Source organism: Rhodococcus sp. NPDC056516, from assembly GCF_042794655.1.
Classification (GTDB): domain Bacteria; phylum Actinomycetota; class Actinomycetes; order Mycobacteriales; family Mycobacteriaceae; genus Rhodococcus_F.
Genome location: NZ_JBHTTG010000004.1, coordinates 327,309 through 353,994, shown reverse-complemented (window position 1 = coordinate 353,994; position 26,686 = coordinate 327,309). Strand labels below are relative to the sequence as shown.

Genomic DNA, 26,686 nt, shown 5'->3' with positions numbered 1-26,686 from the left:
TGGACCTACCAACCACCTGGGCACGGTAGGTCCACGCTCAGCCCTGACATACCATCGGTAGCCGTGCCCGACGCAGTGACAGCTTCACCTCAGACTTCGAGTTCGCCGCCTCCTGCTGGTCAGGATGCCCGCGAGCGTTTCCATCGCACTCGATGGGTAGCGATCATCGCCGGCTTGCTCGGCTTCGTGCTCGCACTGGCAACTCCGCTGCTTCCCGTCGTGCAGACGACGGCGTCGATCAACTGGCCGCAGAACGGCGTGATCGGCGACGTCGAGGCACCTCTGATGGCGCAGGTTCCCATCGACGTCAACGCGTCGATCCCCTGCACCGCGGTCAGCTCGCTGCCCGAGGGTGGCGGCATCCTGCTGTCGACGGCACCAGCGCAGGGCGACGGCGCGGCACTCTCGTCGATGTTCGTCCGGGTGTCCGCGACCAGCGTCGACGTGCTCGATCGCAACGTCGTCGTCGCTTCGGCGGCGCGCGAGGACGTCGAGTCGAGTCGCTGCGGCGCCATCGCGTTCAGTTCTGACGTCAACCGGACCACGGCAGAGTTCGTCGGTCTGACCTATCCCGACGGCAATCCGATTCGTGGTCAGCTCGACGGTGACTTCCGCCCGCAGGTGGTCGGCGTCTTCAGCGACCTGCCCGACGGCGCTGCTCCCGAGGGCCTCGGCTTCTCGATGACGATCGACTCACGTTTCTCGTCGAGCCCCAGCGTCTTGAAGCTGGTCGCGATGATCGTGGCCGTCCTCTCGACCATCGTCGCTCTGGTCGCCCTTGCCCGCCTCGACGGCACCGACGGCCGCAAGCACCGACGCTTCCTTCCCGAACGCTGGTGGAAGTTCTCCGGCATCGACGGTGTTGTGGTCGGAACGCTGGTCGTCTGGCACTTCATCGGCGCGAACACCGCCGACGACGGTTATCTCCTCACCATGGCCCGAGTCTCGCCGGACGCGGGATACATGGCCAACTACTTCCGTTGGTTCGGTGTTCCCGAGGCCCCGTTCGGTTGGTACTACGAAGTGCTGGCCGTGATGGCGAAGATCTCGACCGCGAGCCCGTTCATGCGTCTGCCCGCTCTGCTCGCCGGAATCCTCTGCTGGATGGTCATAAGCCGCGAGGTCGTCCCGCGTCTCGGCCGGGCGGTTCGCCGGAGCAACGTCGCCCTCTGGACCGGCGGGCTGGTGTTCCTGTCCTTCTGGTTGGCGTACAACAACGGTCTTCGCCCCGAGCCCATCGTGGCTCTCGGCGCACTGCTCACCTGGTGCTCCATCGAGCGCGCCATCGCCACCGGACGCCTTTTCCCTGCGGCGACCGCGATCTTGATCGGCGCCTTCACTCTTGCCGCGGCGCCCACCGGATTGATGTGTATCGCAGCCCTTCTCGCCGGTGTGCGCCCATTGGTGCGCATCGTCGTCAAGCGTCACCGGCTGGTCGGCACACTGCCGCTTCTCGCTCCGATCGCCGCCGCCGGAACCATCGTGCTGGTGGTCATCTTCGCCGATCAGACCTTCGCCGGCGTCATGGAAGCCACCCGCGTCCGAACGATCATCGGCCCCAATCTCGAGTGGTACCAGGACTTCCTGCGCTACTACTACCTCTTCGTCCAGACGGTCGACGGCTCGGTTGCCCGACGCTTCGCGTTCTTGACAATGATCCTGTGCCTCTTCACGACACTCTTCGTGTTGCTGCGCCGCGGCCGCGTCCCCGGCGCCGCGACAGGTCCGTCGTGGCGCCTCGTCGGCGTCGTCTTCGGCACGATGTTCCTGATGATGTTCAACCCCACCAAGTGGACTCACCACTTCGGTGCGTACGCGGGCATCGCCGGTTCTCTCGCCGCGCTGACCGCGGTCGCCGTGTCCGCGTCGGCCCTGCGCTCGCGTCGTAACCGATCGGTGTTCGTGGCCGGACTGCTCCTGATGCTGGCGTTGACGTTCGCCGGCATCAACGGCTACTGGTACGTCTCGAGTTACGGCGTGCCGTGGTTCGACAAGACCATCTCCTACGACGGCCGTGAATCCAACACACTGTTCCTCGCACTCTTTGCTCTCGCCTTGGCTTTTGCCGCATGGCAGTACCTGCGTGAGGGATTTGCAGCCCCGCCCGAAAAGCCGAACACGGCCAAGGGCAGACGAATTCGCAAGTTCGCGGCCGCCCCGCTCACCGTGATTGCCGGTCTGATGGTCCTCTTCGAGGTGCTCTCCCTACTCAAGGGCGCAGTGTCGCAGTACCCGGCGTACTCGCTGGGTCGAAGCAACATCGAGGCACTCGCGGGCAAGACCTGCGGCATGGCCGAGGACGTACTGGTGGAGACCGACGTCAATTCCGGGAATCTACGACCCCTGACCGCACCCGGATTCAACGCCGAGGATCCTCTGTCCGGAGTTGATTCGAAGGGCTTCTCCCCCAATGGAGTTCCCAGCGATTTGACTGCGGATTACATCGAGGTCAAGCAGGGCATGGGTAACACCGACAACCAGAGTGTCGGCCCCAGCTTCGCCACCGGCTCCGGCGCCGGGACCAGCGGCGGCACCGGCAACGTCGGCGTCAACGGCAGCACGGCCAAGCTCCCCTTCGGTCTCGATCCTTCGAAGACGCCGGTCATGGGCAGCTACCAGCCCGGCGTACAGGAACCCGCTTCCCTCATCTCGAGTTGGTACGGATTGCCCACTCGCAGTGAGGAATCACCGCTGGTGGTCATGTCCGTCGCCGGGCGCGTGTGGTCCGTCGACAACACCGGTGCCATCACGTACGGCCAGTCGCTGCTGGTCGAGTACGGCAAGACTCAGCCCGACGGAACCGTGCAGGTCCAGGGTTCGTACATGCCGCGAGACATCGGACCCGCACCGTCGTGGCGCAACGTCCGTATCCCCATCGACGAACTCGCGCCGGACGCCGACGCCGTTCGGGTGGTCGCGTTCGATCCCAACCTCACGGGCGATCAGTGGATGGCATTCACGCCACCTCGCGTGCCCAAGCTCGAGTCCCTGAACTCGTACATCGGCAACGAGCAGCCGGTTCTCCTGGACTGGGCTGTCGGCCTTCAGTTCCCGTGCCAACGTCCGTTCACACATCAGAACGGTGTGGCCGAGATGCCGAACTTCCGCATCCTCCCGGACCGTCCTCTGGCCGTCAGCTCCACCGACACCTGGCAGTCCGCGGACAACGGCGGCCCGCTCGGGTTCACCGAGGTCATCGCCGGTGCGACGACGGTTCCGACGTACCTGAAGGACGACTGGGCACGGGACTGGGGATCGCTCGAGCGCTACGACCGGTACTTCCCGAATGCTGTTCCGGCAGAGGTGGAGACGGGGACCGCAACCCGCTCGGGCATGTGGATGCCCGGCGAGATGCGGGTGCACTAGCCGGCACTACCTACTCGGGTGACTGCTCGGGTGCGACGTACGGAGACGGCCGAGACTGCTCCGACAACGACGACGCACCCGAGTAGCTGCCCGATACCGGGCCGTTCGCCGAGCAGCACAACCGCCAGCAGTACGGCGAGGACCGGTTGCATGAGCAGGAGCGTCGCGCCCACCTCGGCGGGAAGTCGAGGGAGCGAGTGCCCCATCAGCATCCAGCCGAACACCTGGCCGACCAGCGCCAGTGCCGCGAGCCAGCCGAATGCTTCCCAACCCGGGACGAAATCGATCCGGCCCCAGAGTGATCCGATGATGGACCCGGCGATGCCCGCGGACGTCGTGGAGATCAACACCTGGCTCGCTGCCCGATCCGCCTCGCCCGTACGGCCGACAACGAAGATGTAGCCGCCGTAGGCGATTCCGGAGACGAGCGAGAGCGCCGTTCCCCACAGCACGTCGTCGCCGGTTTCCCCACCTCCGAACACGCCGCCCGCCAAGGCAATTCCCGTGAACATGAACGGTAGGGCAAAAACGAAGCGCATCGGAACCCGATTACCGAACACCAACCAGGACAGTGCAGGCACCACGATCACCTGCACGTTCACGACGACGCTCGCCATCCCCGCGCCGATCATGAGAATCGACTGCGACCACAACGCAAAATCCAGCCCGAGCAGCAGGCCGCCGAACACCTGCAGAACGACCGCCCGCCGGCTCGGCTTGCCCACCCGGCGGTATTCCCGCCACGCCAACCACGCCAGTGGCGGCAGGGCCAGGAAGCAACGGAAGAAAACGGCCGTCGAGGGCCCGACATCGGCCAGCTTGATGAGGAGCGAACTGATCGAGATCGCGGCCGCGCCTCCGACGACCAGCAATCGAGGGTCGATACGCCCCCGAGGAATTCGGGTGGGTGTCGGTGTCTGCGCAGTCGCGGAGGTCAGAGTGGTCACCCGACAATGTTCCTGCCGCTAACTATTCAGCACAAGCAAATGTTCAGACCGTATATTCGGTAGCATCACTACTGTGTTGAATCTCGAGAGACTCCGCGCCCTGCACGCTGTCGCCGAGAACGGATCAGTGGCGGCAGCTGCCCGCACCTTGCATGTCACACCGTCCGGAATTTCGCAGCAGTTGAACAAACTCGAGCGCGAAGTCGGTGTTCCGCTCCTCGAACCACAGGGCCGCGGTGTGCGACTCACCGAAGCCGGCCGGATCCTCGCGCGCCGAACCGCAGAGGTTCTCTCGACGCTCGCCCAGGCCGAGGCGGAAATCGCGTCGCTGCAGAGCGAGGTGACGGGCCGGGTGCGTATCGGCGCCCTGGTCTCCCCCAGCAGGACGGTGCTGCCGCGAGCCATCGCCGAGATCAGGCATGCGCACCCCCAACTCGAAATCACCTTCAACGAAGGCGAATCCGAAGAACTGCTCCCCGCACTGATTCGCCGCGACCTCGACGTCGTGGTGGTCGACAGTTGGAGCACTCTGCCCGTCGAACTTCCCGACGGACTCTCCTTCACTCCCGTGTACGACGACGTGGCTCTGCTCGCTCTCCCCGCGTCGCATCCGCTGGCGGAGAACAAGGTTGTCGCGCTCAGCGAGCTGTCCGAGCACGCCTGGGCGACGTGGACGCGGGGAACGGACTTTCACACCTTCACCGTCAGGACCCTGCGCGCGCAGGGGTTCGACCCTCGAATCGAGTACGAGGTCGCCGAGTTTCCCACCCAGGTCGAATTCGTCGCTCAGGGCCTCGCGGTCGCCCTGATCCCGCGACTGGCGAGAGTTGTACCACCGGAAGGTGTTCGAATGCTCGACACTGTTCCGCCGCTCAGCCGAGACATCTACCTCGCCTGGCGGACCGACAGCGAGAGGCCCGCCGTCCTGGCGACGATAGAAGCGCTACGCCGCCAGTTCGACGCCCTCGGTGACAAGAAGAATTAGAGCGGCATCAAGTTGTGCTTGCGCGGGTTCTTGAAGATCGTCTTGTCCTTGAGCAACCTCAGAGCCTTGCGGATTTCGAGACGCGTCTGCGAAGGCTCGATCACCGCGTCGATGTATCCGCGCTCAGCCGCGATGTACGGCGTCGCGACGAACTCGTTGTAGAAGTTGATCAACTGAGCACGCACCGCGGGTGCGTTCTCGCCCGCCTCGGCGAGCTGACGACGTCCCATGATGTTGACGGCACCCTCGGCGCCCATCACGGCGATACGTGCGGTCGGCCACGCGAGGTTGATGTCGGCACCGAGCTGCTTGCAACCCATGACGGCATAACCGCCGCCGTACGCCTTGCGAACCACCACCGTCACCTTCGGGACAGTGGCTTCGATGTACGCGAACAGGAAACGCCCGCCACGCTTGATGACGCCGACCTTTTCCTGATCGACGCCGGGAAGGAAGCCCGGTGTGTCGACGACAAAAACGAGCGGGATGCTGAAGGCGTCGCACAGGCGCACAAAATGGGCGGCCTTGTCGGAGCTGTCTGCATCGAGGGCGCCACTGAGGTACGTGGGCTGGTTGGCCACGACACCGACGGGCAGGCCGTCGACGCGGGAGAACCCGGTGATCACGTTGTGCGCGACCTGAGCTCCGATTTCGTGGAAGGTTCCGTCGTCGAAGATCCGCAGAATGATGTCGTGCATGTCGTAGCCGGCGTTGTCGGCATCCGGCATGAAGGCGTTGAGTTCGAGATCCGACTCGGTGATCTCGGGTTCGAGGCCCGGGTTGATCAGCGGCGCCTTCTCCGTGCACGAGGACGGCATGAAGCTCAGGTACTCACGGACCCAGTCGAATGCAGCCTTCTCGTCGGGAGCGACGTGATGGATGTTTCCGTACTCCGCCTGCTTGCGCGCTCCGCCCAGATCCTCGAGGCTGACCTCTTCGCCGGTGACCGACTTGATGACGTCGGGTCCGGTGACGAACATGTACGACTCTTCGGTCGCGACCACGACGTCGGTGTTGATCGGTGCGTACACGGCACCGCCGGCGCACTTACCGAGGATGACCGAGATCTGCGGGCAGACGCCGGACAAGGGCTCCTGACGTGAACCCATGTTGGCGTACCAGGCCAATGAGGAAACGGCATCCTGGATTCGAGCTCCACCGGAATCGTTGATACCGACGACCGGGCAACCAACCTTCAGCGCAAAATCGTTGACAGCTGCGACCTTACGGCCGAACATCTCTCCGGCGGCACCGCCGAACACAGTCTGATCGTGCGCGAACACGGCAACCGGCCGCCCCTCGACGGTTCCGTGACCGGTCATGACGCCGTCGCTGTACGGATTGTCCTCGCCCGCCATCTTCACCAGGGCGCCGACCTCGACGAAGCTACCGGGATCGAGCAACATGTCGATGCGCTGGCGCGGCGTACTGTGCCCTGCTGCATCGCGCTTGGCAATGGCCCGAGCCGAGCCGGGTTCCTTTGCCTTCTCCAACTTTTCGCGGAGTTCAGCGAGCTTCTCCGCGGTGGTTGTCGTCACTTCTGAACTCCGGTTTCCGATGCTTTGGTCTGGGCTGTCTCGATCTGGGCCAGCTTTGTGGTGAGGTCTGCCGCGACCTTCGCGATGTACGGCTCGTCGACGATCTGCAGGTGATCCCCACCGATGTAGACGACCTCGAGGTTCTTCACGTAGTCACCCCAACCACCGTCTGCCTTGCGGGTCTTGAATGCAGGCTCGAGCGTCATCAGCTCGTCGTGGTACTTGTCGGCCATGTAGAGCACGACGTCTCCGTCGTAGCTGCTGAACGCGGCAGTCTGGATGGCGCGGTTGTCCAACCAGGACGTCCGCTGATGCTCGATGATTCCGCCGGGAATCTTTGCGCCGCTCATCTTGATCATGTCCATCAAGATCTGGATCTGATCCTCGTCGGCTTCGGTGGAGGCCAGAACGTCAAGCGGCAGCGGAACATCGAGGTTGTAGGTGCGCTTGGCGAACTTGCCGTAGCGCTCCCAACGCTTGCGACGTTCCTCCTCGGTGTCCGGCACGACCTCGCCGGCCATCACGGTGTCGAGAAGTCCGACCACACGCACGTCGGCGCCCTGCTCGCGCAGCAACTTCGCGACCGCATACGACATCACGCCGCCGAACGACCAGCCGCACAGCACGTACGGCCCGTCACCCTGGATCTCACGAAGCAGCGGAACGTAGGCAGCAGCACGGGTTTCGATCGAGCCCTCGACCCGCTCGAACCCGTACATCGGCGTGCCGGCGGGCAGGCGCTTGAGCAAAGGCTCGTACGTCACCGTCGAACCACCGGCAGCGTGGAAGACGAATACCGGTACGGCCGTGGAACCTTCAGGACGGGCACGCAGAGTACGAACGAGTCCGTCGATCTTTCCGTCGTCCTCGAGGTACTGGCGAACGACGTCCGCAAGCTCTTCGATGGTGGTGGAGTCGAGAACGTCGTCGAGAGTGATCTCGCCGCCCGCACGCTCGGAAAGCCGAGCAGCAAGCTTCTCGGCGACCTCGTCACCGACGATCGGCAGATCGTTGAAGATGCCCTTGGCCGACTTCCCGGTGACGACGGCCCACGTCGCAAACGTCAAGCGCTCGGCCGCATCTCGCGGCGGAACGTCGGAGCCGGCGTCGTCGGCAGTTCCGGCACGCGAAGGATCGGCGGGCGCGGCTGCCGGTACAGCCGCCGCAACGGGAGCAGTGGCAGGTAGTTCCACCGCCACCTCGGTGGGAGCAGCGTCCTCGTCGTCAGCAGCATCGGCCGCCAACTTCTCCGCGGCCTGCTTGTCGGCCATCGCCTGAACCTCTTCGCGATTGTCGATCGCGTAACGCAGGTACTTGTTGACCTCGTTGAGGCTCGCGTCCTTGACTGCCTGGAGCTGGAGCTGCGGAATGTCGAACTCGTACTCGACGCGGTTCTTGATACGCATCGCCATGAGCGAATCGAGACCCAGTTCGATGAGCGGAACCTCGGCCGGAAGATCCTCCGGCGAGTACCCCATCGACTCGGCCACAACGATCTTGAGGCGGTCGTCGAGGCTCTGCGAACCGTTCGGATCCCACTTGTCTCCGGCGTCTTCGACGACCTCGGCCAGGGTTTCCATCGGCGCGCTGGTCTTGACCGGCGCGCTGACGACCAGCTCGGGCAGCGGCTCACCGGACGTGACGACGGCGTCGAACAGCAGACGGAACGTAGCGCCCTCACGAGCGTGCACCTGCACCGACGCTCCACCCGGGTGCGGGTTGAGTGTCGTGGTCAGGGTCGCAGCACCGGCCAGCTCACCGTGCGGAACAGCAGCGGTCAGAGAGACATCCGAGAGCACCTGTCCGGCAGCGGCGCTCACGAGCACCGCCAGGTCGGTGACGGCGGATGCGTCGACCTCCCACACGTGGCGGCCGTCGGGCAGGGCGACGTGCGAACCGGGAACGCGAGCCGAACCACCGGCACTGACGCGAATGTCGAGCCAGTACGGCTTGCGCACGAACGCGGTACGAGGAACCGAAGCGAAATCGCCTGCGGGAAGCAGAGACTCGAGGTTCACGGCATGGCCGTGAACGTACAGCTGCGCGAGAGCGGCAAGCACACCTGCGGACTCGTCTTCCTTACGCTTGAGCGTCTGGATGAGCTCCATGTCGTGCAGGCCCGAATCGAAAGCGGTGGCTGCCACCGACATCAGCGTCACCGGGTTGGGTGCAAGCTCGACAAAAGTGGTGTGGCCGTGGGCAACTGCACCGCGCACCGCATTGGTGAAGTACACGCTGTGGCGAAGACCCTTGACCCAGTACGCCTCTTGATGGATCGGCTCGTGACCGGGACGGTAGAAGGTGTCCTTGTCGACGGACGAGTAGACACCGAGCTTCAACGTGGCCGGCTCGATACCGGCCAACTCCGCGGCGAGTTCGCCGAGCAACGGATCTACCTGCGAAGTATGGCTGGCGCCCTTGGTCTGCAGGACACGCGCCATCTTGCCGTCGGCCTCGGCGGCAGCGACGATCGCCTCGATGTCCGGCTGCGGTCCACCGATCACCGTGTGCGTCGGAGCTGCGTAGACGCAGACCTCGAGCTTGGGGTACGTGGGCAGCAGCGCCTCGATCTCGGATGCGCTGTACTCGAGCAGTGCCATCAGACGGATGTCGTCACCGACAAGTGCGCCCTCGGCCTCACCCATCAGCCGTGAACGTGAACAGATCACGCGGACAGCGTCTTCCAGGTTCAGACCGCCGGAAACGTACGCGGCCGCGGCCTCACCCATCGAGTGCGGAACCACGGCTTCGGCTTCGGCGCCGTGGTGGCGCAGCAACGCAGCCAGACCGACCTGGATGGTGAAGATTCCCACCTGTGCGGTCTCGACGTTGTACTCGATCGAATCGTCGAGGAACATCTCGACCATCGAGTAACCGGCCTCGTCCTGGATCAGCGCGTCGACCTCGTCGACGGCTGCCTTGAAGGCCGCGTTCTCCGTGTACAACTGCTTGGCCATCTTGCGGTGCTGCGAGCCGAAGCCCGAGAACACCCACACCGCACCCTTGGGCGACGGCGAGTCGGCCGAGAAGACGCCCTGGGCCGGCTTGCCCGCGGCGACGGCGCGCAGCGAGCTGATGGCCTCGGACCGCGTCTTCGCCACAACAGCGGCGCGCGAGCGTCCGTGGTTGCGACGCGAAAGTGTGCGGGCGACGTCGGCGAGGGGCGTCTTGCTTCCCTCTTCGGTTTCGAGCCAGTCGGCCAGATCGGCAGCTGCGCGGCGACGACGCGAAGGCAGCGCGCCGGACACGGCCAGCACAACCGTGATCTCGTCCTCTGCTGCCGGTTCATCCACGACTGGGACATCCACAACCGGTTCTTCGACTACGGCGTCGGCAGGCACGTATTCCTTGACCACGACGTGGGCGTTGGTTCCGCCGAAACCGAAGCCGGAAACACCGGCGACGGCCTTGCCGGTGTAACGCGGCCAGTCGGTGGCCTCGGGCGTCACCTGCAGGTGCGCCTTCTCGAAGTCGATGTGCGGGTTGGGGCCCAGGTAGTTGATCGTCGCGGGAATCTTGTTTTCCTGCATCGCCAGAACGACCTTGATCAGGCCGGCGGCGCCTGCAGCTGCTTCCAGGTGTCCGAAGTTGGTCTTCGCGCTACCGAGCAGTGCCGGCTTGTCGTCGTCACGGCCGCGACCGACGACCCGGCTGAGAGCGTCTGCCTCGATGGGATCACCGAGATCGGTGCCCGTTCCGTGGGCCTCGATGTAGTCGACGGTGGTCGGCACGATGCCGGCGTCGCGGTACGCGAAACGCAACACGTCGGCCTGGGCATCGGGGTTGGGTGCGAGCAGACCGTTGGAACGGCCGTCCTGGTTGATCGCGGATCCGGCGATCACCGCGAGGATGGAATCGCCGTCACGCTCGGCGTCTTCGAGGCGCTTGAGCACAACGAGTCCACCACCCTCGCTGCGAACGATTCCCTGAGCCTGAGCGGAGAAGGCACGCAGTTTGCCGTCGGGAGCGAGCATCCCGGTCTGATCGAAACCGAGAGTCCCGGGAGGGGCCAGCAGCATGTTGACGCCACCGGCCAGCGCGATGTTGGAATCGCCGCTGCGCAGCGAGCGCACAGCCTCGTGAACGGCAACCAGCGAAGACGAGCACGCGGTGTCCAGAGCGATGGACGGTCCGCGGAAGTCGAAGAAGTACGAGACCCGGTTCGCGACGATGGCCGTCGACGTTCCGGTCAGCGCATACGGGTGCGCCGTCGTCGGATCACTGACCGCGAGCAGCTGGTAGTCGTTGGCGGAACTGCCGATGAAAACACCGACCTGCTTGCCCTTGAGCCCACTTGCCGGAATGCGAGCGTGCTCGAGTGCTTCCCACGCGAGTTCGAGAGCGAGGCGCTGCTGCGGATCTACGTTGACGACCTCGAGCGGAGACATCGCGAAGAACTCGGCATCGAAGCCCTTGACGTCGTCGAGGTACCCGCCCTTGGTGTTGGCGTTCTCGACCGCGGCCTTGATGGCGGGGTCGGACATGAACTCGGCCCAGCGGTCCTCGGGGAGGTCGCTGATGCCGTCGCGTCCGGCCGCCAGCATTTCCCACATGTCCGAAGGCGTGTGCCCGGCACCGGGGAATCGTGTGGAGAGTCCGACGATGGCGATGTCGTGAGCGTCCGTCGCGGCGCCTGAGACGTAGTACGACGCGTCGATGGTCTCCTCCGGCGCCTCGGGCTCACCTTCGATGATCCGAGTCGCCAGCGAAGCGATGGTGGGGTGTTGGTAGGCAACCGTGGCGGTCAGCGTGACGCCGAGCAGATCCTCGATGTCGCCGCTCAGCGCAACTGCGTCGCGTGAAGCGAGCCCGAACTCTTCCATCGGGCGGTCGTCCGTGATCGTCGACACCGGCTGACCGGTCGCGTTGGCGATCCAGTTGCGAAGCCACTCACGCAACTGCGCGACACTCATCTCGCTCACAACGTCTTTGCTCTGCGCACCATCTTGTTCAACCATCAACTCACCAAGCCACCGATCATGAAGGGACTGCTCCTCAAACGCTATCGGGGAATGCGGTCTGCTGATAGCCGCCTCGCAACGTTCCCTCGATATAGCTCGCTTTACACGCGCGGCGAGCGATCTTGCCGCTGGACGTACGCGGAATCGAACCGGCAGGAACGAGCAAGATGTCTCGGGCCGTGACGCCGTGACGGGAAGAAATCGCCGCACGCACGGTGTCCGCGATCGGCTGCGGATCCGCCTTGCCTGCACCGGGAGCACGCTCGGCCACGATGACCAGCTGCTCCGAGGAATCGTCGTCGTCGAACTTCAGACCCGAATGCGTGTTGGAGAACACGACAGAAGGCAACTGGTTGGCCGGTACGGCAAACGCAGCGATGAATCCGGGACGCAGAGCCGGGCTGGCTTCCTGAGCCGAAGACTCGAGGTCCTGCGGGTAGTGATTGCGGCCGTCGACGATCACGAGGTCCTTGACGCGACCGGTGATGTACAGCTCGCCGTCGACGTAGACGCCGAAGTCGCCGGTTCGCATCCAGTTGGCATCCGCCGGTGTGCCCTCGGTGTGGCTGTCTTCGCTCAGCCGGTTGTTCAGCTTGTTGTGGAAGGTCTCGGCCGTCTCGTCGGGGCGTCCCCAGTAGCCGATGCCGATGTTCTCGCCGTGCAACCAGATCTCGCCGACGTGATTGTCGGGGACCTCGGTCAGCGTCTCGGGATCGACGATCGCCGCCCACTGACTGCGCGAGACGTACCCACAGGAGACCTGCGCGATCGCGTTCTCGGAGTACTGGTCGACGATGACCATGCGGCCCTTGTTGAGTTCCGTGCGGTCGACGTAGATGACCTTGGCCTCGTCGGAATGCTTGGTCGAGGAGACGAAGAGCGTCGCTTCGGCCATGCCGTACGACGGCTTGATCGCAGTCTTGGGCAGACCGTACTGAGCAAAAGCCTCGTTGAACTTGCGCATCGACGACGTCGTGACCGGCTCACTGCCGTTGATCAGTCCGATGACGTTGCTCAGGTCGAGTGTCTCGCCGTCCTTCGGCAGGCCGCGCGCGGCGGCGTGCTCGAACGCGAAGTTGGGAGCAGCAGCAAAAGTGCCGGCACCGTCGGACACCGCAGCAAGTTCCTTGATCCACCGGTACGGCCGCTGCACGAAAGCGCGCGGGCTCATGATGGTGATGTACTTGCCGCCCAGAGCAGGCAGGATGACCGTCAGCAGGCCCATGTCGTGGAACAGCGGCAGCCACGTGACGCCGCGTGAGTCCTCGTTGAGCTCGATGGAATCGACCATCTGGAGCGCGTTCGTTCCCACAGCGCGGTGGGTGATCTCCACTCCGGCGGGAACTCGGGTCGAACCGGAGGTGTACTGCAGGTACGCGATGTCGTCTAGCTCGATGTCGGGGCGAACCCACGTTTCACCGACGGTGTCGGGAATCGCATCGACGGCAATGATGCGCGGTCGCTCGGCAGCGGGAAGCGAGCGGAACAACTGACGAACACCGGCTGCCGACGATGCGGCAGTCAGAATCGCGGTCGGCTTGCAGTCACCGAGAACAGCGTGGAGACGGTCGCTGTGACCGGGCTCGTCCGGATCGAAGAGCGGCACCGCGATGGAACCGGCCTGAATGGCCGCGAAGAACGAAATGACGTAGTCGAGCCCCTGCGGCGCAAGAATCGCAACACGGTCCCCGCGCTTGGTGACCTGCTGCAGACGGGCTGCAACAGCCCGCAGACGCACACCGAACTGCTCCCAGGTCAGCTCCAGGGCTTCACCGTCACGCTCGCGTGAGTAATCGATGTACCGATACGCGAGCTCGTCCGCGTTGACACGCGAGTGTTGCTCGACGTAGTCGACCAGCGTGAAGCCTGGTTGCAGGCGGATCTGGCCCTTCTCGTCGAGAAAGCCATCGAACAGCGCGTTCATTCCATCTCCTCCGAAGCGATCACACAAGCACTGTCCTTCATGCCTGCGCCCCAGACTTCCTTCGCTCTCTCGGGTCCATCTTCGATCAATCGAATCGCACTTTGTGCGCAACTCACCTGAATCACTTCATCGATCCCAAACCATCGATATGTTACAGATTCGCATCGTCCGTATTCTCCGGCCTACTCGCCCGCCAGTAACGGGATGATCGGGGCGAACGCTTCCATCTGCGTCGGGAAGACCCCGACGTACGACATCGACGTCTTTTCGCGGACCAGTCGAATCTGGTCTGCGATTTCCTCGAAAGTGCCCACAGCCAGGTAGGGAGAGTTCAGCAACTCCTCCACGCTCAGCTTACGATCCACTTCGATGTTCGGCGGAAAACCTTGGTCCAGAGCGGCGATTGCCATCTCGGCAGCCTGCTCTCGATCGTCGGTGATCATGATCATGGTGATGGTCCAGTTGAGTTCGATCTCATCGAAACGCTCGCCGGCGGCTTCGCGGATCCGCTCGACACGTTCGATGGTCTTTTCCATCGTGATTCCGGAGAGCAGAAGGCGCCCGTCACGGTTGGTCGGTGTGGCGACCGAGATGATGTCCGCGTACTCCGCCGCGAGAGCTAGCATCTTCGGGCCGCCGCCGCCCACGATGATCGGTGGCCGCGGGCCCTGCCGCGGTCGGGGGCTGCCCTTGAGGCCGCGCACCTGATAGTGCTTGCCTTCGAAAGTGCATTCCTGCCCGCGCAGCAGAACGTCGAGAATCTGCAGAGACTCCTCGAGCTTCTCGATACGAACGCCCGGGCTCTCGTAGGCGATGCCGCCCTTGTCGAACTCTTCCTTCATCCAGCCCGCACCGATGCCGAGTTCGAGTCGGCCGCCGGACAGCACGTCGATCGTCGCCGCGTCCTTCGCCAGTACAGCTGGATGGCGGAAGCCGTTGGCCAACACGGCGGTGCCGAGACGGATCTTGTCCGTGGCCACCGCGAGCGCTCCGAGAGCGGCGATCGGGCCGACCTGATTACCCAGGTGATCCGGAATCATGAACGAGTCGTAGCCGAGTTCCTCGGCCTTCTGCGCAAGCTTGACGAAACGTCGCGCACCACCCTCTTCGGCGTTGCCCTCGCCACCGGCCGCAAACCGGAATTTGCGTCGGGCATCGCTGCCGTGGGTGGAACTCATATATCGATCTCCTGTGATGGACACGTACGTCGTACTCGAACTACAAACTCGGACAAACCGAACCTACTCGCCAGTCACTTACGTGACAGCACTGTAGAGGAAGCCCCCGGACCGTGCAGCACTCTACCGGGACCAAACGAGCAGATTACCCGCGAGCGAACTCCCGAGACGCCCGATTGTGACGAATCAACAGTGCGGCGGTGACTCAACTGTGGGGCGGGTCAACTGTGAGGCGGGGTCGGCGCGGCGTCGATCTTCTCCGCAGCCCACTGTGCCATCCACTGGGTGGCCGTCGTGCCGTTCGGATCAACTTGGAAGGAGTTGTACATCGCGTGCACAGGATTGTTGTAGTACTCGAGCAGTCGCGGTGCCGAACTCAACCAGTTCGTCGGATTGAGAGCAGCGGCCGGAGCGTCGCAGATACCGTCACTGGGCGCACAGATCTGATAGGTCCGGTCGTTGAGGTCACCGAAACCGCCAGGCCTCGGGCCGGTCATCGTGAGACCGGGAAGCTTCAGCCCGTTCAGCGACAACTCGGCGCCGACACCGGCAACGCTTGGGCCAACGGTGTTTCCGAACGCCGGATCGCGCCGACCGTCGGCAATCAAGCCGACGCCCAGAACCAGATCGGCAGGCACCGCGCCGCTGCCGTCGCCGATACTCGCTGCGACGTCACCCGCGATCACCGCTCCCTGGGAGAATCCGGTCAGGACGTAGCTCGTGAGCGGGCACTCGGCGTGCCGCTTCATCAGAAAGTCGTTAGTGGCAGCAGTTCCCGCGGCCCGACTGTTGTTGTAGGACTGCTGTCCGTCCGGCGGGATCGCAACCGGATTCGAAAACTGTGCGACATACGGGACGGTGTAGACGTCGGCCCGTGAAGCATCGAACTTCTCCTGCAGAGGACGGGTCACGTTCAGCATCAACGACGCCGGATTGGCCGTCGGGTTGTACGGGTCGTCAGTAGCACTCGACTCCCACGTACCCGGTATGGCTACTACCTGGACATCGGGGCAACTGGCCGGCTGAGACACCGGCGGCTCCGGGCTCGGCGGGATCGGAGTCGGCGACGGCACCCGCCCGGCCAGGATGTACCAACCGCCGATCACGACCGCTGCGACCACAAGAATGATCAGCAGCGGGATCAGGCACCCACGACGCTTTCCAGACCTCGCCATTTCCCGCTCCTACTTGCAGTAGGTGGCGTTGGCGACGTCGATGTAGATCTGAGCGTTCGCACCTGCCTGCTCGGGAGTGATCTGCTTGCCTTCCGCCGACGCTTCCTGGCCGACGAAGGCGGTCACGAAGGTCAGGACCTCGTCGTCGGTCTGAGGACCGGCAGCGCAGATGTAATTGGCCGTGTTGACGGCGATGCTGCCGTCACCGGCCGGGGTGATGCCCTTCGCCTTCAGTCCGTCGAGGAATTTCTGTGCCTCGGGGCTGACCTCGACGACTGTGGGACCCGGGAAGCCCTCGATGCTCTGCGGCTGTTCCGGCGGCGCGGTGGCCGCGGCTCCCGGACTGGTGGGCGCGGCCGATGCCGTCGTGGTCGCCGAGGCGGACGCAGACGCCGATCCGCTCGAGGACGAAGCCGCAGCGGACGTCGTGGTGACCGGATTGGAGGTTGCAGTGGAGTCGTCACTACCGCACGCGACAAGTGCGCCACCGGTGGCGAGCGCCAGGGCGCCGACCGCGATCGCGCGTGCACAAGTGTTTCGGTTACCCGAGAAAAGCGACATCAATGTCCGTCCTTGCCTTCAGTCGAAAGTCCATCAACAGGTTACGCAACGCACGCGGGCGGGCACCGATCCGTGATCGGGCCCGCCCGTCGTGCACCACTGTGAGTTAGTGAACTTCTGTCTTGTCACCGATCACCGTGATGTAGCCGAACTGGAAGTTCTGCTGGACACCACCGGGAATGTCGAACTTGTCACTGATCGGGAATCCGAGTCGTCCACCTTCGTAGCCAACACTCTTCCAACCGTCGAAGAGCGGGCCGTTCTCGACGGACCAGGCACCGGTGCCGGGGCTCCAGTAGATGTTGCCGCCCTCGAACTCGGTGAAGCGTCCGTTGTCCTTGATCGGAACCTCGTTCGACTTCGGGAATCCGAGCCAGCCGTTCTCCCAGCCGAGTTCGCCGTACTTGCCCATGATCATTCCGAGAACCGCGTGAGTTCCGTTGGCGCTGCTGTACATCGCGCCGATCTCGAATCCCTGGACCTTGCCGGGCTTGCCGGGGGTCGCGATCTCGTCGGCGGTCGGGTAGCCGAGCGGGCCACCTTCCCATCCCTGTGCGGACCACTCGGCGAGGATGTCGCCGCTGACGGGGTGAGCGCCGGTCTGAGGGGTCCAGTAGATGGAGCCGTTCTGGAAGTGGTTGAAGCGTCCGCGTCCGTCGGGCGTACCGAGTTCGGGTGTACGCGGGAAGCCGAGCGGGCCGGCCGCTGCTCCGGTGTTCATGTACGCGCCGGCGATACGACCGGCGACAGGCTGAGCGCCCGTTCCACTGGTGAAGTAGATGCGACCGTTGCGGAAGTCCTGCGCCAGGCCACCCGCGACGCTGTACTCGGGCGTGATGCAGTCGCCGATCCAACCGTTGGCTGCAGCCGTCGCACCGATTTCACCCGACGTGCCGCACGCCGGCTTCTCGACCTCGACGCCGATGGCGTTGGCCAACTGCGGCCACAGCTGATGAAGCTCGAACTGCCAGTACGGCCACGAGTGGGTACCGGACGGGCGGTAGTTGACCTGCGCGGGGATTCCCAACTGGTTCAACTTGGTCGCGAAGGTCTGCGAGGTCAGGCGAGCGAGGATCTCGAGGCCCATGCCTGCGTAGTTGGTGCTGACACCGGGAATTCCCGACGGCTGGTCGTACGGGCCGGTCGTACCGCTACCGCTGGAGACGTACAGGCTGACGCCCTTGAGCTTCTCGGCGAGCGCGTACGGATCGTGTGCAGCCCACTGCGCGTTGGACGGCGGTCCCCACATCGCGGCGGAGTTGTATCCACCGGCGTCGGTCATCGCGAACTGGATTGCCTGAGGCATGCCGAGCGACGTGGTGGTGAGGATGCCGGACAGCGAAGCCGCGAACTTGAAGAAGCCGGGGTTACGCGCCGTGAGGAACATCGCGGACGTTCCGCCCATCGACAGTCCGACGACTCCGCGCGTCTGCGTGGTGCGCCAGTCCTTTTCGAGGATGGAGGGCAGTTCCTTGGTCAGGAACGTCTCCCACTGGTAGTTCTTGCCGTTGTCGGGCGCGAGCCAGTCGGAGTAGAAGCTGGATTGACCGCCGACGGGAAGAATGACGTTGACGTTCTTGTCGGCGTAGAAGGACTCTGCGTCGGTTTCGTAAGTCCAGGCGTTCTCGTTGTCGGTCGCGCGAAGACCGTCGAGCATCCAGACAGAGGGGAAGCTGGCCGACGGATTGACGTTCCAATCGCGGGCCAAGAGGATCTGCACCTGAATCGGGATGCCCATCGCGGGAGAGTTCACCCACAGCGCGACGCGACGCTCACTGAGCCAGTCGACCTTCGTGACCGCTGCGCCGGTGGGGTTCTGGGTAGCGGCGGGTGCGGCCTGAGCAGGTGCCGGCGCGGCTGCCGCGGTTCCGGCCGTCGTCAAGCCCGCGGCGATCGGCAGAACCAGCATCGCTGCCAGTGCGCCGACGACCTTTGTCCGGAAGGTTGCCCGGGACCGGCGACGGTCCTCCGTGGCAAGGCCTACTCGCATGAGCTCACTCTCTTTCCTTACGTTCGGTCCGCGCGTCGATCGTGGAGCCGCCTGAGCAGCCAGACCCCCGTTGAAACTATTTCTACACGCAAACGATCCCCGCTTGGGGTAGCCGCGCTGTTACTGGTGGTGCAATTGTTACTGACATCCGGCGCTCGTGCAGCACCTGAATACACAAGTGCCGTCCCGGTTCTCCTTCGAGGAGTCCGGAACGGCACTGGTGAAGTGACTAGGTCACGGGATCGCGCACGATCACCAAGCGTTCATGGTGTCGAGGATCTGGCCGCGAGCCTTCCACAGCTCTGCCGACCAGTACGGCCACGAGTGCGTGCCGTTGGATGGGAAGCTGTAGGTGGCCGGGATACCCAGCGAGTTCATGCGGATCTGGAATGCACGGGTATTGACCAGGGCGAGAGCTTCGAGGCCCATGCCGTTAGCCGTGTTGTAGTAGTCGATCGGTGCGCGCGGGTGGTCGTATTCACCGGGCAGACCGCTTGCCGACGAGATGTACATCGACAGGCCCTGCAGACGCGGCGCGAAGACGAACGGGTCGTTGCGCAGCCAGGACGGGCTCCACGGCGGTCCCCACATGGAGTCGACGTTGAAGCGACCGGCATCGAGCATTGCGACGCGGATTGCCTCGCGCATGCCGGGAGCCGAGATGTTCAGGTAGCCCGACAGCGAGCCGGCGAACTTGAACTGGTCACGGTGATAAGCAGCCAGCGTCAGAGCAGCGCTGCCACCCATCGAGAGGCCGAGAACCGCGTTGTTGGTGGGCGAAACGCCGTAGTTCGCGAGGAAGTTGGGGAGTTCCTGCGTGAGGAACGTTTCCCACTTGTACGTGATCTGCTGGCCGTTGAAGTTCGACGGTGCGTACCAGTCGCTGTAGAAGCTGGACTCGCCACCGACGGGCATCACGAGGGTGATGTTGTCGTTCTTGTACTGGTCCATCGCATTGGTCTCGAAGCTCCACGCGTTGGCGTCGTTACGCGCACGCAGGCCGTCGAGGAGGTAGAGGGCAGCGTTTCCGCCGCGAGCGGCCCACTGGACCTGGACCTTGATGTTGCCCATCGAGGAGGGCACCCACAGCTCGTCGTATCCGCCCGACTGGACGGTGCGGCTGGGAGCAGTGTGCGCGGGCGCAGCAGAGGCGACAGCACTACCGGCAACACCTGCAGCAAGGGGAAGCACAAGTGCTGCGGCACCGATGGCCAACGCTCGGTGCTTGAGGCGCTGGGTCAGCCTCTTTCTGGCAAAACGCATGGATACTGCTCTCTCTCTTCGTCTGCGGCACCCACTCGGTGAGTGGTTCCGGCGGATTCCGTCGGGGAACAGGCTTTTCTGCCAGCCTGAACGAGTTCAGGTCGGCAGCGGACCTCTTCCAAGTCACACTGCGCTCGCTGGACTTTATGTCACAGGTTCAGCTGTGACAAATAGACAGACCGTTACGTCCCAGTCCGCGAGCGACACCGTCGTCACCCCTGGGGGGCGATTCAGGTTAGGTGAATCGTCTTCGAGTACATCGTGGCCAATCGATTCGGTGTTACTGAATCGAAATATTCAAACCTTCAACCGTCGGTGATGCTGATCACATCACCTGGGTGACTCAGGTGGCACGAGCCCGCAGCGTTCCAATTCGTAGGCCGGAACCCGGTCGAATCGGTACTTCGCGAAGTCGAATGCCTGCTGAAAGTTCTGTTTGAATCGGGCCCAGGTCAGCTCGGAGCGGTACGACGTCAGCAGCTCCTGCGTTTCCGGGCAGGTGATGGCCAGCTTCGCGTCCGCAACCCAGTCCTCGTCGAGGAAGAACGGCAGCCACGGGCGAACGTCGATCATTCCCGTGTCCGCGACCACCCAGTCCGGATAGAGATTCTTGTCGTGCCCGATCCGGCCGTCCTCGAGTCGCTCGGTGTGAGCTGCCAGCGGGTACGCCAGCCCCATCTGATCGAGCACGCGGACGTCCAGGCCGACGTTCATGCTCGTCATTCCGAGGTTGAGGAAGAAGACGACGTGCTCGGCCGGCTCTTCGAGCGGTCCGGGCGGTGGGACGACGAACCAGGAGTCGTAGCTCGCCGACGGCAGCAGCAGCCCACCCTCGGGGGTGCGCGCGATGGTCTCGACCATGGCACGCATCCGCGGATAGTCGAGGTAGTCCTCGGCGAGGATCGGGTGCTTGTGACCGGTGTTGAGTGCGTAGAACGCGCGCTCGTCGACGATTCCCGAGCGACCCACCACGGAGCCTTCCGGCATCCCCGTCGTGTTGGCGGCGAAGAAAGCCCAGATGATCGTGCCGATCCACAGCACCGCCGAGACACCGAAGATTGCGGTGTCTCGGTTACTGCCGAACGCTGACCGGGCGGGCACCCGCAACGGAATGACCGCGACCGGGATGAGCAGACAGAACAGCACCGGCAACAGGACGCGGCCGTGCATGAAGTCGCCGCCGACGCGCAGCGAGTAGATCCCGAGGATCAGCCCACTGCCGAGAATGAAGGTGACAATCGCTCGCGGGGTGCGCAGAAACTGCTGAAAGCGCTTCCACAGTGGGCGTGCTGGTTGATCGGTGGCGGTGGCAGGTGCATCCGCTCGGCTTCGCCACACGAGCAGCAGCGCACCGATGAGCAGGAACAGCAACGGCAACCAGAGCAGGTACGGCCCGACGAGGTTCCACAGGTACGCGAAGCCCTGCGCCCACTTCGCGCCACCGGCGTCCTTCGACACCGCGGTGTTCGGGTACGGCAAGGCGTAGTAGCCCATTCGCCAGATCTGATAGGCCACCGGGACAAGTCCGGCGACGACCACGATCAGTGTGCGAATCTTCCAGGTCAAGCCGGCGGAAAGAACGATCATCATCAACGCGGCAGCACCGGGAATCGCCATCTCGGGTCGAACCAGTGGTCCGAGACCGGCAACGAACGAGAGAGTCAGGATCGACGCCGTGGACGGTGTCGAGGCCTGAGCCCACCGAACGAGCAGTAGCCACAGGAGCGCGATCCAGAAGATCACCAGGCACGTTTCGAGCCCGGACGTGGCGAAATCTCTCGCAGGCGGGACCGCGATGTAGACGAGAACACCTGCCGGGACCAGCAGGATCGTTCCGCCCGCCGACGGCCGAACGCCGCGGTACAGACGACCGGTGCCGAGCATCGCCAGCACGACGGCGGCCGTCGAGAGCACGAGCGCGATCGTCAGGACGACGTATTCGAGGCGGATCTGTGTGAGCCAACTGAACGCGTAGACGATGTACGTCCACGCGGTACTCGTGTTCGCCTCGACACGCTCACCCGCATTGAAGACCGGGCCGTTTCCCGCCAGCAGATTGCGGACGGTTCGTAAGACGATCAGTCCGTCGTCGGCGATCCAGCGACGCTCCCACGCACCCCAGAACATGAGGGCAGCAGCAAGCACCACCCCGCCGAGAAAAACTCCTCGACTGAGGGTGGTGCGATTCGCCGCAGTGTCGACGTGCGGGTCGGCCTCGGTGCGTGGCTCAGACGAGGTAGACAGCGACACCCACTACTCCGATCCACGCAATCGCGAGGAGTTGCAGCACCCGGTCACCGAGCGCGATCTCCTCAGGCTCTCCGGCTTCGCCGCCGTCGACGTCCACCGCGTATCGCAGCACCGCGATGGTGAACGGCACCATCGAGATGGCGTACCAGTTGGTGCCCTTGATGGCGTCCTGTTGGAACGCCCACAGTCCATAGCAGAGGACCAGCGTCGTCGCTGCCATCGTCCACACGAAACGCAGGTACGTCATCGTGTAGCTCTCGAGGGACTTACGGATCTTCGCGCCGGTCTTCTCGGCCAACTGCAGCTCGGCGTAGCGCTTGCCTGCGGCCATGAAGAGCGAACCGAACGCCATCATCAGCAGGAACCACTGCGAGAGATCGATCTCGGCGGCAACGCCACCGGCGATCGCTCGGAGCAGGAAGCCGGACGAGACGATGCAGATGTCGATGACGGCTTGATGCTTCAGACCGAAGCAGTACGCGAGCTGGATGACGATGTACACGCCCATAACCACGGCGAGTTGCCAGTTGGCCAAGAACGAGAGACCGATCGCGCCGGCCAGCAGTACGACTGCCATGCCGTAGGCGATATTGACGGGCAGAACTCCGGCCGCAATGGGACGGAACCTCTTCGTGGGGTGTGCTCGGTCGGCTTCGACGTCCATCGCGTCGTTGACGAGGTAGATGCCCGATGCCGCCATACAGAACACGACGAACGCCAGCGCGACGGGCAGGAGCACGTCGGCTTCGGTGGCGGTTCCGGCCGCGATGGGCGCTGCCAGCACAAGGACGTTCTTGACCCACTGACGTGGGCGAAGCGCCTTGACGATGCCGGCGGGCAGCGACTTCGGGGGTCCGCTGACCGTAGCCGGTTCCTCGCTCATTTATCTCCACATTTCTGTTCGGCTCTGGCTTCTTCGACCCGGCGAACTACCGCCGCGGATGCGGCTCCCAGTGCCGCTCCGGCGAGTACGTCGGTCGGGTAGTGAACTCCCAGGACCAGACGCGAGAGCATCATCGGGGGCACCAGCAACGCCGGTAAGGGTAGCCCGGTGAGTCGACCGATCAGCACAGCCGCTGCCGTCGTCGACGTCGCGTGTGAAGACGGGAAGCTGAGCTTGCTCGGTGTCGAGACGTTGACCTGCACCGACGGATCTGAAGGCCGCTTGCGCCGGACGACTCGTTTGATCACCACGGAGGCGGCGTGTGCACCGAATGCTCCGACAGCTGCTCCGGCCCATTCGCGTCGACGCGGCTTGTCCACGGCAGCTCCGACGGCAGCGATCGCGATCCACCCGAGGGAGTGCTCACCGAAGTGAGACATACCGCGGGCGACCTTGACAGCTCCGGGCAGTTGCCCGACGGTCGATTGAATTCCGGCCAGAATCTGTACTTCAGGAGATACCGAAGACACGTTCCCACCTTTCCGTGCTGGTCAGTGAAGGAACGGCGTCCTGGTACTGCTTCTTGAGCTCAGGGAAACGTGCGGCGAGCTCGCGCCGCAAACGCATGGCTTCCTTGAGCAGTTCGAGGGCCTGCTTGGGGTTGCGCTTGCGGTAGACGACGCCGCGGCCGTCGGCGGTGGTGACGGTGACGCCGTCGACCTGTGAGAGCAGGTACCACCTTGCGTCGATGGTCGGCACGTTGAGCTGAGGACGCTCGTGATGCTCCGGGTGCGCAGGCTTGAGGTTGTGTACCACGGCCTTGCCGACGCGGACGATCTTCGCGACCGGGTTGGTCGGCGCGCTCACGTCCCCGACCTCGGCGCCGGAGGGCAGCGGTAGCGCGGTCGCGGAGGGCACCACGACGGCGTCGGGGTACTCCTTGCGCTGCGCGTGGACCTCACCGAGTGCCGTCGGCAGCATGTTCGCGACGTGTTCCGGTCCGGCGAGGAAGTCCGCGATTGCCTTGTTCTGGATCGCGACGGTGGAGTACTCGAGGCACAGCAGGTGCTTGAGAGTCGCCTTCACCGTGTTGACGACAAGGCCGCGGCCGTTGCCCGGCATGTGGAGCGCGGCCACCACCAGACGGTTACGGAGGTGGAAGTACGCCTGCCAATCGATGGCGTCGTCCTTGTCGCTCCAGGCCATGTGCCAGATCGCGGCACCGGGCAACGTGACGGTCGGGTATCCGGCTTCCTTTGCGCGCAAACCGTATTCGCAGTCGTCCCACTTGATGAACAGAGGCAGCGGCTGCTTGAGTTCTTCCGCGACCTGGCGCGGGATCATGCACATCCACCAGCCGTTGAAGTCGACGTCGATGCGGCGGTGCAGCAGTTTCGAATCTCGCAGCGAATTCTTGGAGAAATCGTGGTCGTATTCGACGTTCGGCGCGGCAGACCACATGAAGATCCCGCGGTTGACCACTTCACCCATCACGTGGAGGTGGCTGCGTTCCTGCAGGTTGAGCATTTGCCCACCCACCAGCATCGGCGACTTCGCGAAGCGCGAGAAAGCGAGCGCGCGAAGGATCGAGTCGGGTTCGATCTCGATGTCGTCGTCCATGAACAGGATGTGCTGGCACTGCGTGGTCTTGAGTGCCTCGTACATGATTCGGCTGTATCCGCCGGAGCCGCCGAGGTTGCCCTGATCGTGAATGGCGAGCCGATCACCAAGTGCTGCAGCAGCTTCGGCGAACCCGGGTTCGTCGCGCACCTTGCGGGTGCCCTGGTCCGGCATGATGACGGCCTTGATCACGTCCGACACCAGCGGATCCGAAGACAGCGCAGCCAGAGCCTTGACTGCGTCGGTCGGGCGATTGAACGTCGGAATACCAACGGCGACCGTCGCTTCGCCGGGAGCCTCGACGGGCGCGTACCAGCCACCACTTTCTACGACTACGGCTGTATCAGTGGTGATGTCGAACCAGATCCAGCCGCCGTCCTCGAACGGTGCCAGTTCCACCTCGAGTTCGACCGCGGCATCGCCGTCGGCAAATTCCTTGCCTTCCACGTGAATTCGCGAGGAGTCCGCCTTGGAACGGTAGACATCGACGCGGCCGTGTCCGGACAGTTCGAGCCGAAGGACCACCGATTTCAGGATGGACCAGCGACGCCAGTAGCTGGCGGGGAACGCGTTGAAGTACGTGGCGAAGGAGACCTCTGTCTCGGCTCCGAGCGCGACGGACGTACGCGAGGTGGAGTGCGCCCGACGACTGTTGGTCGAGGCTTCCTCCAGGTACAGCGTGCGAACGTCGAGTGGTTCGCCGGCGCGGGGAAGGATGATCCGAGAGAGCAGGGACTTGCCGAGGTAGGTCACCTCGTCGCCGGTGACGGCGTCTTCGCCTTCGAGTAGATGACGTGCGTTCATTCGTTCTCCCCTGCCAATTCCGCACCCGTTTCGAGATGCGGGCGCAGGGTGTTCTCGAACATGGTCAGCGCGCTGGCGATTGCCATGTGCATGTCCAGGTACTGGTAGGTGCCGAGACGTCCACCGAAGAGGACCTTGTTCTCCGCGGTCTCCTTCTTGGCGCGTGAGCGGTACGCGGAGAGCTTCTCGCGATCCTCGGGCGTGTTGATCGGGTAGTACGGCTCGTCCTTCGCCTCCGCGGCACGTGAGAACTCACGCATGATGACGGTCTTGTCGGCCGGGTACTCGCGCTCCGGGTGGAAGTGACGGAACTCGTGGATGCGGGTGAACGGGACGTCCGCGTCGTTGTAGTTCATGACGGGGGTGCCCTGGAAGTCCCCGGTGGGCAGAACCTCGGTCTCGAAGTCGAGGGTGCGCCATCCGAGCGAACCTTCGGAGTAGTCGAAGTAGCGGTCGAGCGGGCCCGTGTAGATGACAGGTGCGTCGGGGCTGGCGGTGCGAAGTTCGTCGCGGACGTCGAAGTAATCGGTGTCGAGGCGGACCTCGATCTTCGGATCCTTTGCCATGTTCTCGAGCCACGCCGTGTAGCCGTCGACGGGCAGACCCTCGTACGTGTCGTTGAAGTAGCGGTTGTCGAAGTTGTAGCGGACCGGCAGGCGGCTGATGTTCGCCGCGGGCAGCTCGGTGGGGTCGGTCTGCCACTGCTTTGCGGTGTAGTCACGCACGAATGCTTCGTAGAGCGGGCGTCCGATCAGGGAGATCGCCTTCTCTTCGAGGTTGGAGGCATCCTTCGAGTCGATCTCGCTGGACTGCTCGGCGATGAGGGCGCGTGCTTCTTCGGGCGTGAAGTACCGACCGAAGAACTGCGACACGAGGCCGAGTCCCATCGGGAACTGGTACGCCTGTCCCTTGTGCAGCGCGAAGACGCGGTGCTGGTAGTTCGTGAACTCCGTGAACTGGGTGACGTAGTCCCAGACCTTCTTGTTGGAGGTGTGGAACAGGTGGGCACCGTACTTGTGGACCTCGATGCCGGTCTCCGGCTCTGCCTCCGAGTATGCGTTTCCCCCCAGGTGGTGACGGCGATCCAGCACCAGCACGCGCTTACCCAGTTGGGTAGCGGCACGCTCGGCGATGGTCAGCCCGAAGAATCCCGAACCGACGACGATCAGGTCGTACTGGGCACGGGCGGTCTCTGAATTTGCAGCGGTCACGATGAACCAGGGTATCGGACCTGTTCGGAA

Annotated in this window: 16 protein-coding genes; 2 read left to right on the top strand and 14 right to left on the bottom strand. The window is 64.0% G+C overall.

The window, feature by feature from the left end; genetic code table 11:
* The first annotated feature begins 63 nt into the window (after positions 1–63).
* Entirely contained in the window at positions 64–3,366 is a 3,303-nt protein-coding gene (locus ACFQ6Y_RS14460) for an arabinosyltransferase domain-containing protein (RefSeq protein ID WP_378633675.1), read from the top strand.
* Here the strand turns inward: ACFQ6Y_RS14460 and ACFQ6Y_RS14455 are convergent.
* Entirely contained in the window at positions 3,363–4,313 is a 951-nt protein-coding gene (locus ACFQ6Y_RS14455; RefSeq protein WP_378633670.1) for a DMT family transporter, read from the bottom strand. The two genes, ACFQ6Y_RS14460 and ACFQ6Y_RS14455, sit on opposite strands and share 4 nt — an antisense overlap.
* 73 nt (positions 4,314–4,386) lie before the next feature.
* Here ACFQ6Y_RS14455 and ACFQ6Y_RS14450 point away from each other — a divergent pair, with 73 nt between their 5' ends.
* Positions 4,387–5,298 (top strand): LysR family transcriptional regulator, encoded by a 912-nt coding sequence (locus tag ACFQ6Y_RS14450; RefSeq protein ID WP_378540787.1) that lies wholly within the window; start codon positions 4,387–4,389, stop codon positions 5,296–5,298.
* On the opposite strand, the gene ACFQ6Y_RS14445 is transcribed toward ACFQ6Y_RS14450, so the two are convergent.
* From ACFQ6Y_RS14445 to glf, 13 genes are all read right to left on the bottom strand, one after another.
* A complete protein-coding gene (locus ACFQ6Y_RS14445) occupies positions 5,295–6,836 on the bottom strand; it encodes an acyl-CoA carboxylase subunit beta (protein WP_378633665.1) in 1,542 nt (513 codons plus the stop codon). The genes ACFQ6Y_RS14450 and ACFQ6Y_RS14445 overlap by 4 nt on opposite strands.
* A complete protein-coding gene (gene pks13, locus ACFQ6Y_RS14440; protein WP_378633661.1) occupies positions 6,833–11,794 on the bottom strand; it encodes a polyketide synthase Pks13 in 4,962 nt (1,653 codons plus the stop codon). The genes ACFQ6Y_RS14445 and pks13 overlap by 4 nt, the downstream gene beginning before the upstream one ends.
* A gap of 37 nt (positions 11,795–11,831) precedes the next feature.
* On the bottom strand, positions 11,832–13,721 hold the full coding sequence (gene fadD32, locus ACFQ6Y_RS14435) for a long-chain-fatty-acid--AMP ligase FadD32 (protein WP_378633657.1): 1,890 nt from the start codon (positions 13,719–13,721) through the stop codon (positions 11,832–11,834).
* Positions 13,722–13,903: 182 nt separating this feature from the next.
* Complete coding sequence (locus tag ACFQ6Y_RS14430) at positions 13,904–14,899, bottom strand: LLM class F420-dependent oxidoreductase (protein ID WP_378633653.1); 996 nt, start codon at positions 14,897–14,899, stop codon at positions 13,904–13,906.
* A gap of 221 nt (positions 14,900–15,120) precedes the next feature.
* Positions 15,121–16,074, bottom strand: coding sequence for a cutinase family protein (locus ACFQ6Y_RS14425; protein ID WP_378633648.1), 954 nt, complete (start codon positions 16,072–16,074; stop codon positions 15,121–15,123).
* A 9-nt stretch (positions 16,075–16,083) separates the two neighbouring features.
* Positions 16,084–16,635: a DUF732 domain-containing protein gene (locus tag ACFQ6Y_RS14420; RefSeq protein WP_003943980.1), complete on the bottom strand. Its 552-nt coding sequence runs from the start codon at positions 16,633–16,635 to the stop codon at positions 16,084–16,086.
* Between the two features lie 106 nt (positions 16,636–16,741).
* A complete protein-coding gene (locus ACFQ6Y_RS14415) occupies positions 16,742–18,625 on the bottom strand; it encodes an alpha/beta hydrolase-fold protein (protein WP_378633644.1) in 1,884 nt (627 codons plus the stop codon).
* A 252-nt stretch (positions 18,626–18,877) separates the two neighbouring features.
* On the bottom strand, positions 18,878–19,888 hold the full coding sequence (locus tag ACFQ6Y_RS14410) for an alpha/beta hydrolase (protein WP_378633639.1): 1,011 nt from the start codon (positions 19,886–19,888) through the stop codon (positions 18,878–18,880).
* 330 nt (positions 19,889–20,218) lie between these two features.
* Complete coding sequence (gene zomB / locus ACFQ6Y_RS14405; protein WP_378633635.1) at positions 20,219–22,138, bottom strand: flagellar motor control protein ZomB; 1,920 nt, start codon at positions 22,136–22,138, stop codon at positions 20,219–20,221.
* Positions 22,116–23,021: a decaprenyl-phosphate phosphoribosyltransferase gene (locus ACFQ6Y_RS14400; RefSeq protein ID WP_003943808.1), complete on the bottom strand. Its 906-nt coding sequence runs from the start codon at positions 23,019–23,021 to the stop codon at positions 22,116–22,118. The genes zomB and ACFQ6Y_RS14400 overlap by 23 nt, the downstream gene beginning before the upstream one ends.
* Positions 23,018–23,551 (bottom strand): phosphatase PAP2 family protein, encoded by a 534-nt coding sequence (locus ACFQ6Y_RS14395; protein ID WP_378540801.1) that lies wholly within the window; start codon positions 23,549–23,551, stop codon positions 23,018–23,020. The genes ACFQ6Y_RS14400 and ACFQ6Y_RS14395 overlap by 4 nt, the downstream gene beginning before the upstream one ends.
* Positions 23,532–25,445 (bottom strand): glycosyltransferase, encoded by a 1,914-nt coding sequence (locus ACFQ6Y_RS14390; protein WP_003943981.1) that lies wholly within the window; start codon positions 25,443–25,445, stop codon positions 23,532–23,534. Before ACFQ6Y_RS14390 ends, ACFQ6Y_RS14395 begins: the two co-directional genes overlap by 20 nt.
* A complete protein-coding gene (gene glf, locus ACFQ6Y_RS14385) occupies positions 25,442–26,656 on the bottom strand; it encodes a UDP-galactopyranose mutase (RefSeq protein ID WP_378536524.1) in 1,215 nt (404 codons plus the stop codon). Before glf ends, ACFQ6Y_RS14390 begins: the two co-directional genes overlap by 4 nt.
* Positions 26,657–26,686 lie beyond the last annotated feature (30 nt).

Coding starts and splice junctions, on each gene's coding strand:
- ACFQ6Y_RS14415 (WP_378633644.1), bottom strand. CDS start 18,625: ATGCGAGTAGGCCTTGCCACGGAGGACCGTCGCCGGTCCCGGGCAACC.
- fadD32 (WP_378633657.1), bottom strand. CDS start 13,721: ATGAACGCGCTGTTCGATGGCTTTCTCGACGAGAAGGGCCAGATCCGC.
- ACFQ6Y_RS14400 (WP_003943808.1), bottom strand. CDS start 23,021: ATGAGCGAGGAACCGGCTACGGTCAGCGGACCCCCGAAGTCGCTGCCC.
- pks13 (WP_378633661.1), bottom strand. CDS start 11,794: ATGGTTGAACAAGATGGTGCGCAGAGCAAAGACGTTGTGAGCGAGATG.
- ACFQ6Y_RS14420 (WP_003943980.1), bottom strand. CDS start 16,635: ATGTCGCTTTTCTCGGGTAACCGAAACACTTGTGCACGCGCGATCGCG.
- ACFQ6Y_RS14410 (WP_378633639.1), bottom strand. CDS start 19,888: ATGCGTTTTGCCAGAAAGAGGCTGACCCAGCGCCTCAAGCACCGAGCG.
- ACFQ6Y_RS14430 (WP_378633653.1), bottom strand. CDS start 14,899: ATGAGTTCCACCCACGGCAGCGATGCCCGACGCAAATTCCGGTTTGCG.
- ACFQ6Y_RS14390 (WP_003943981.1), bottom strand. CDS start 25,445: ATGAACGCACGTCATCTACTCGAAGGCGAAGACGCCGTCACCGGCGAC.
- ACFQ6Y_RS14425 (WP_378633648.1), bottom strand. CDS start 16,074: ATGGCGAGGTCTGGAAAGCGTCGTGGGTGCCTGATCCCGCTGCTGATC.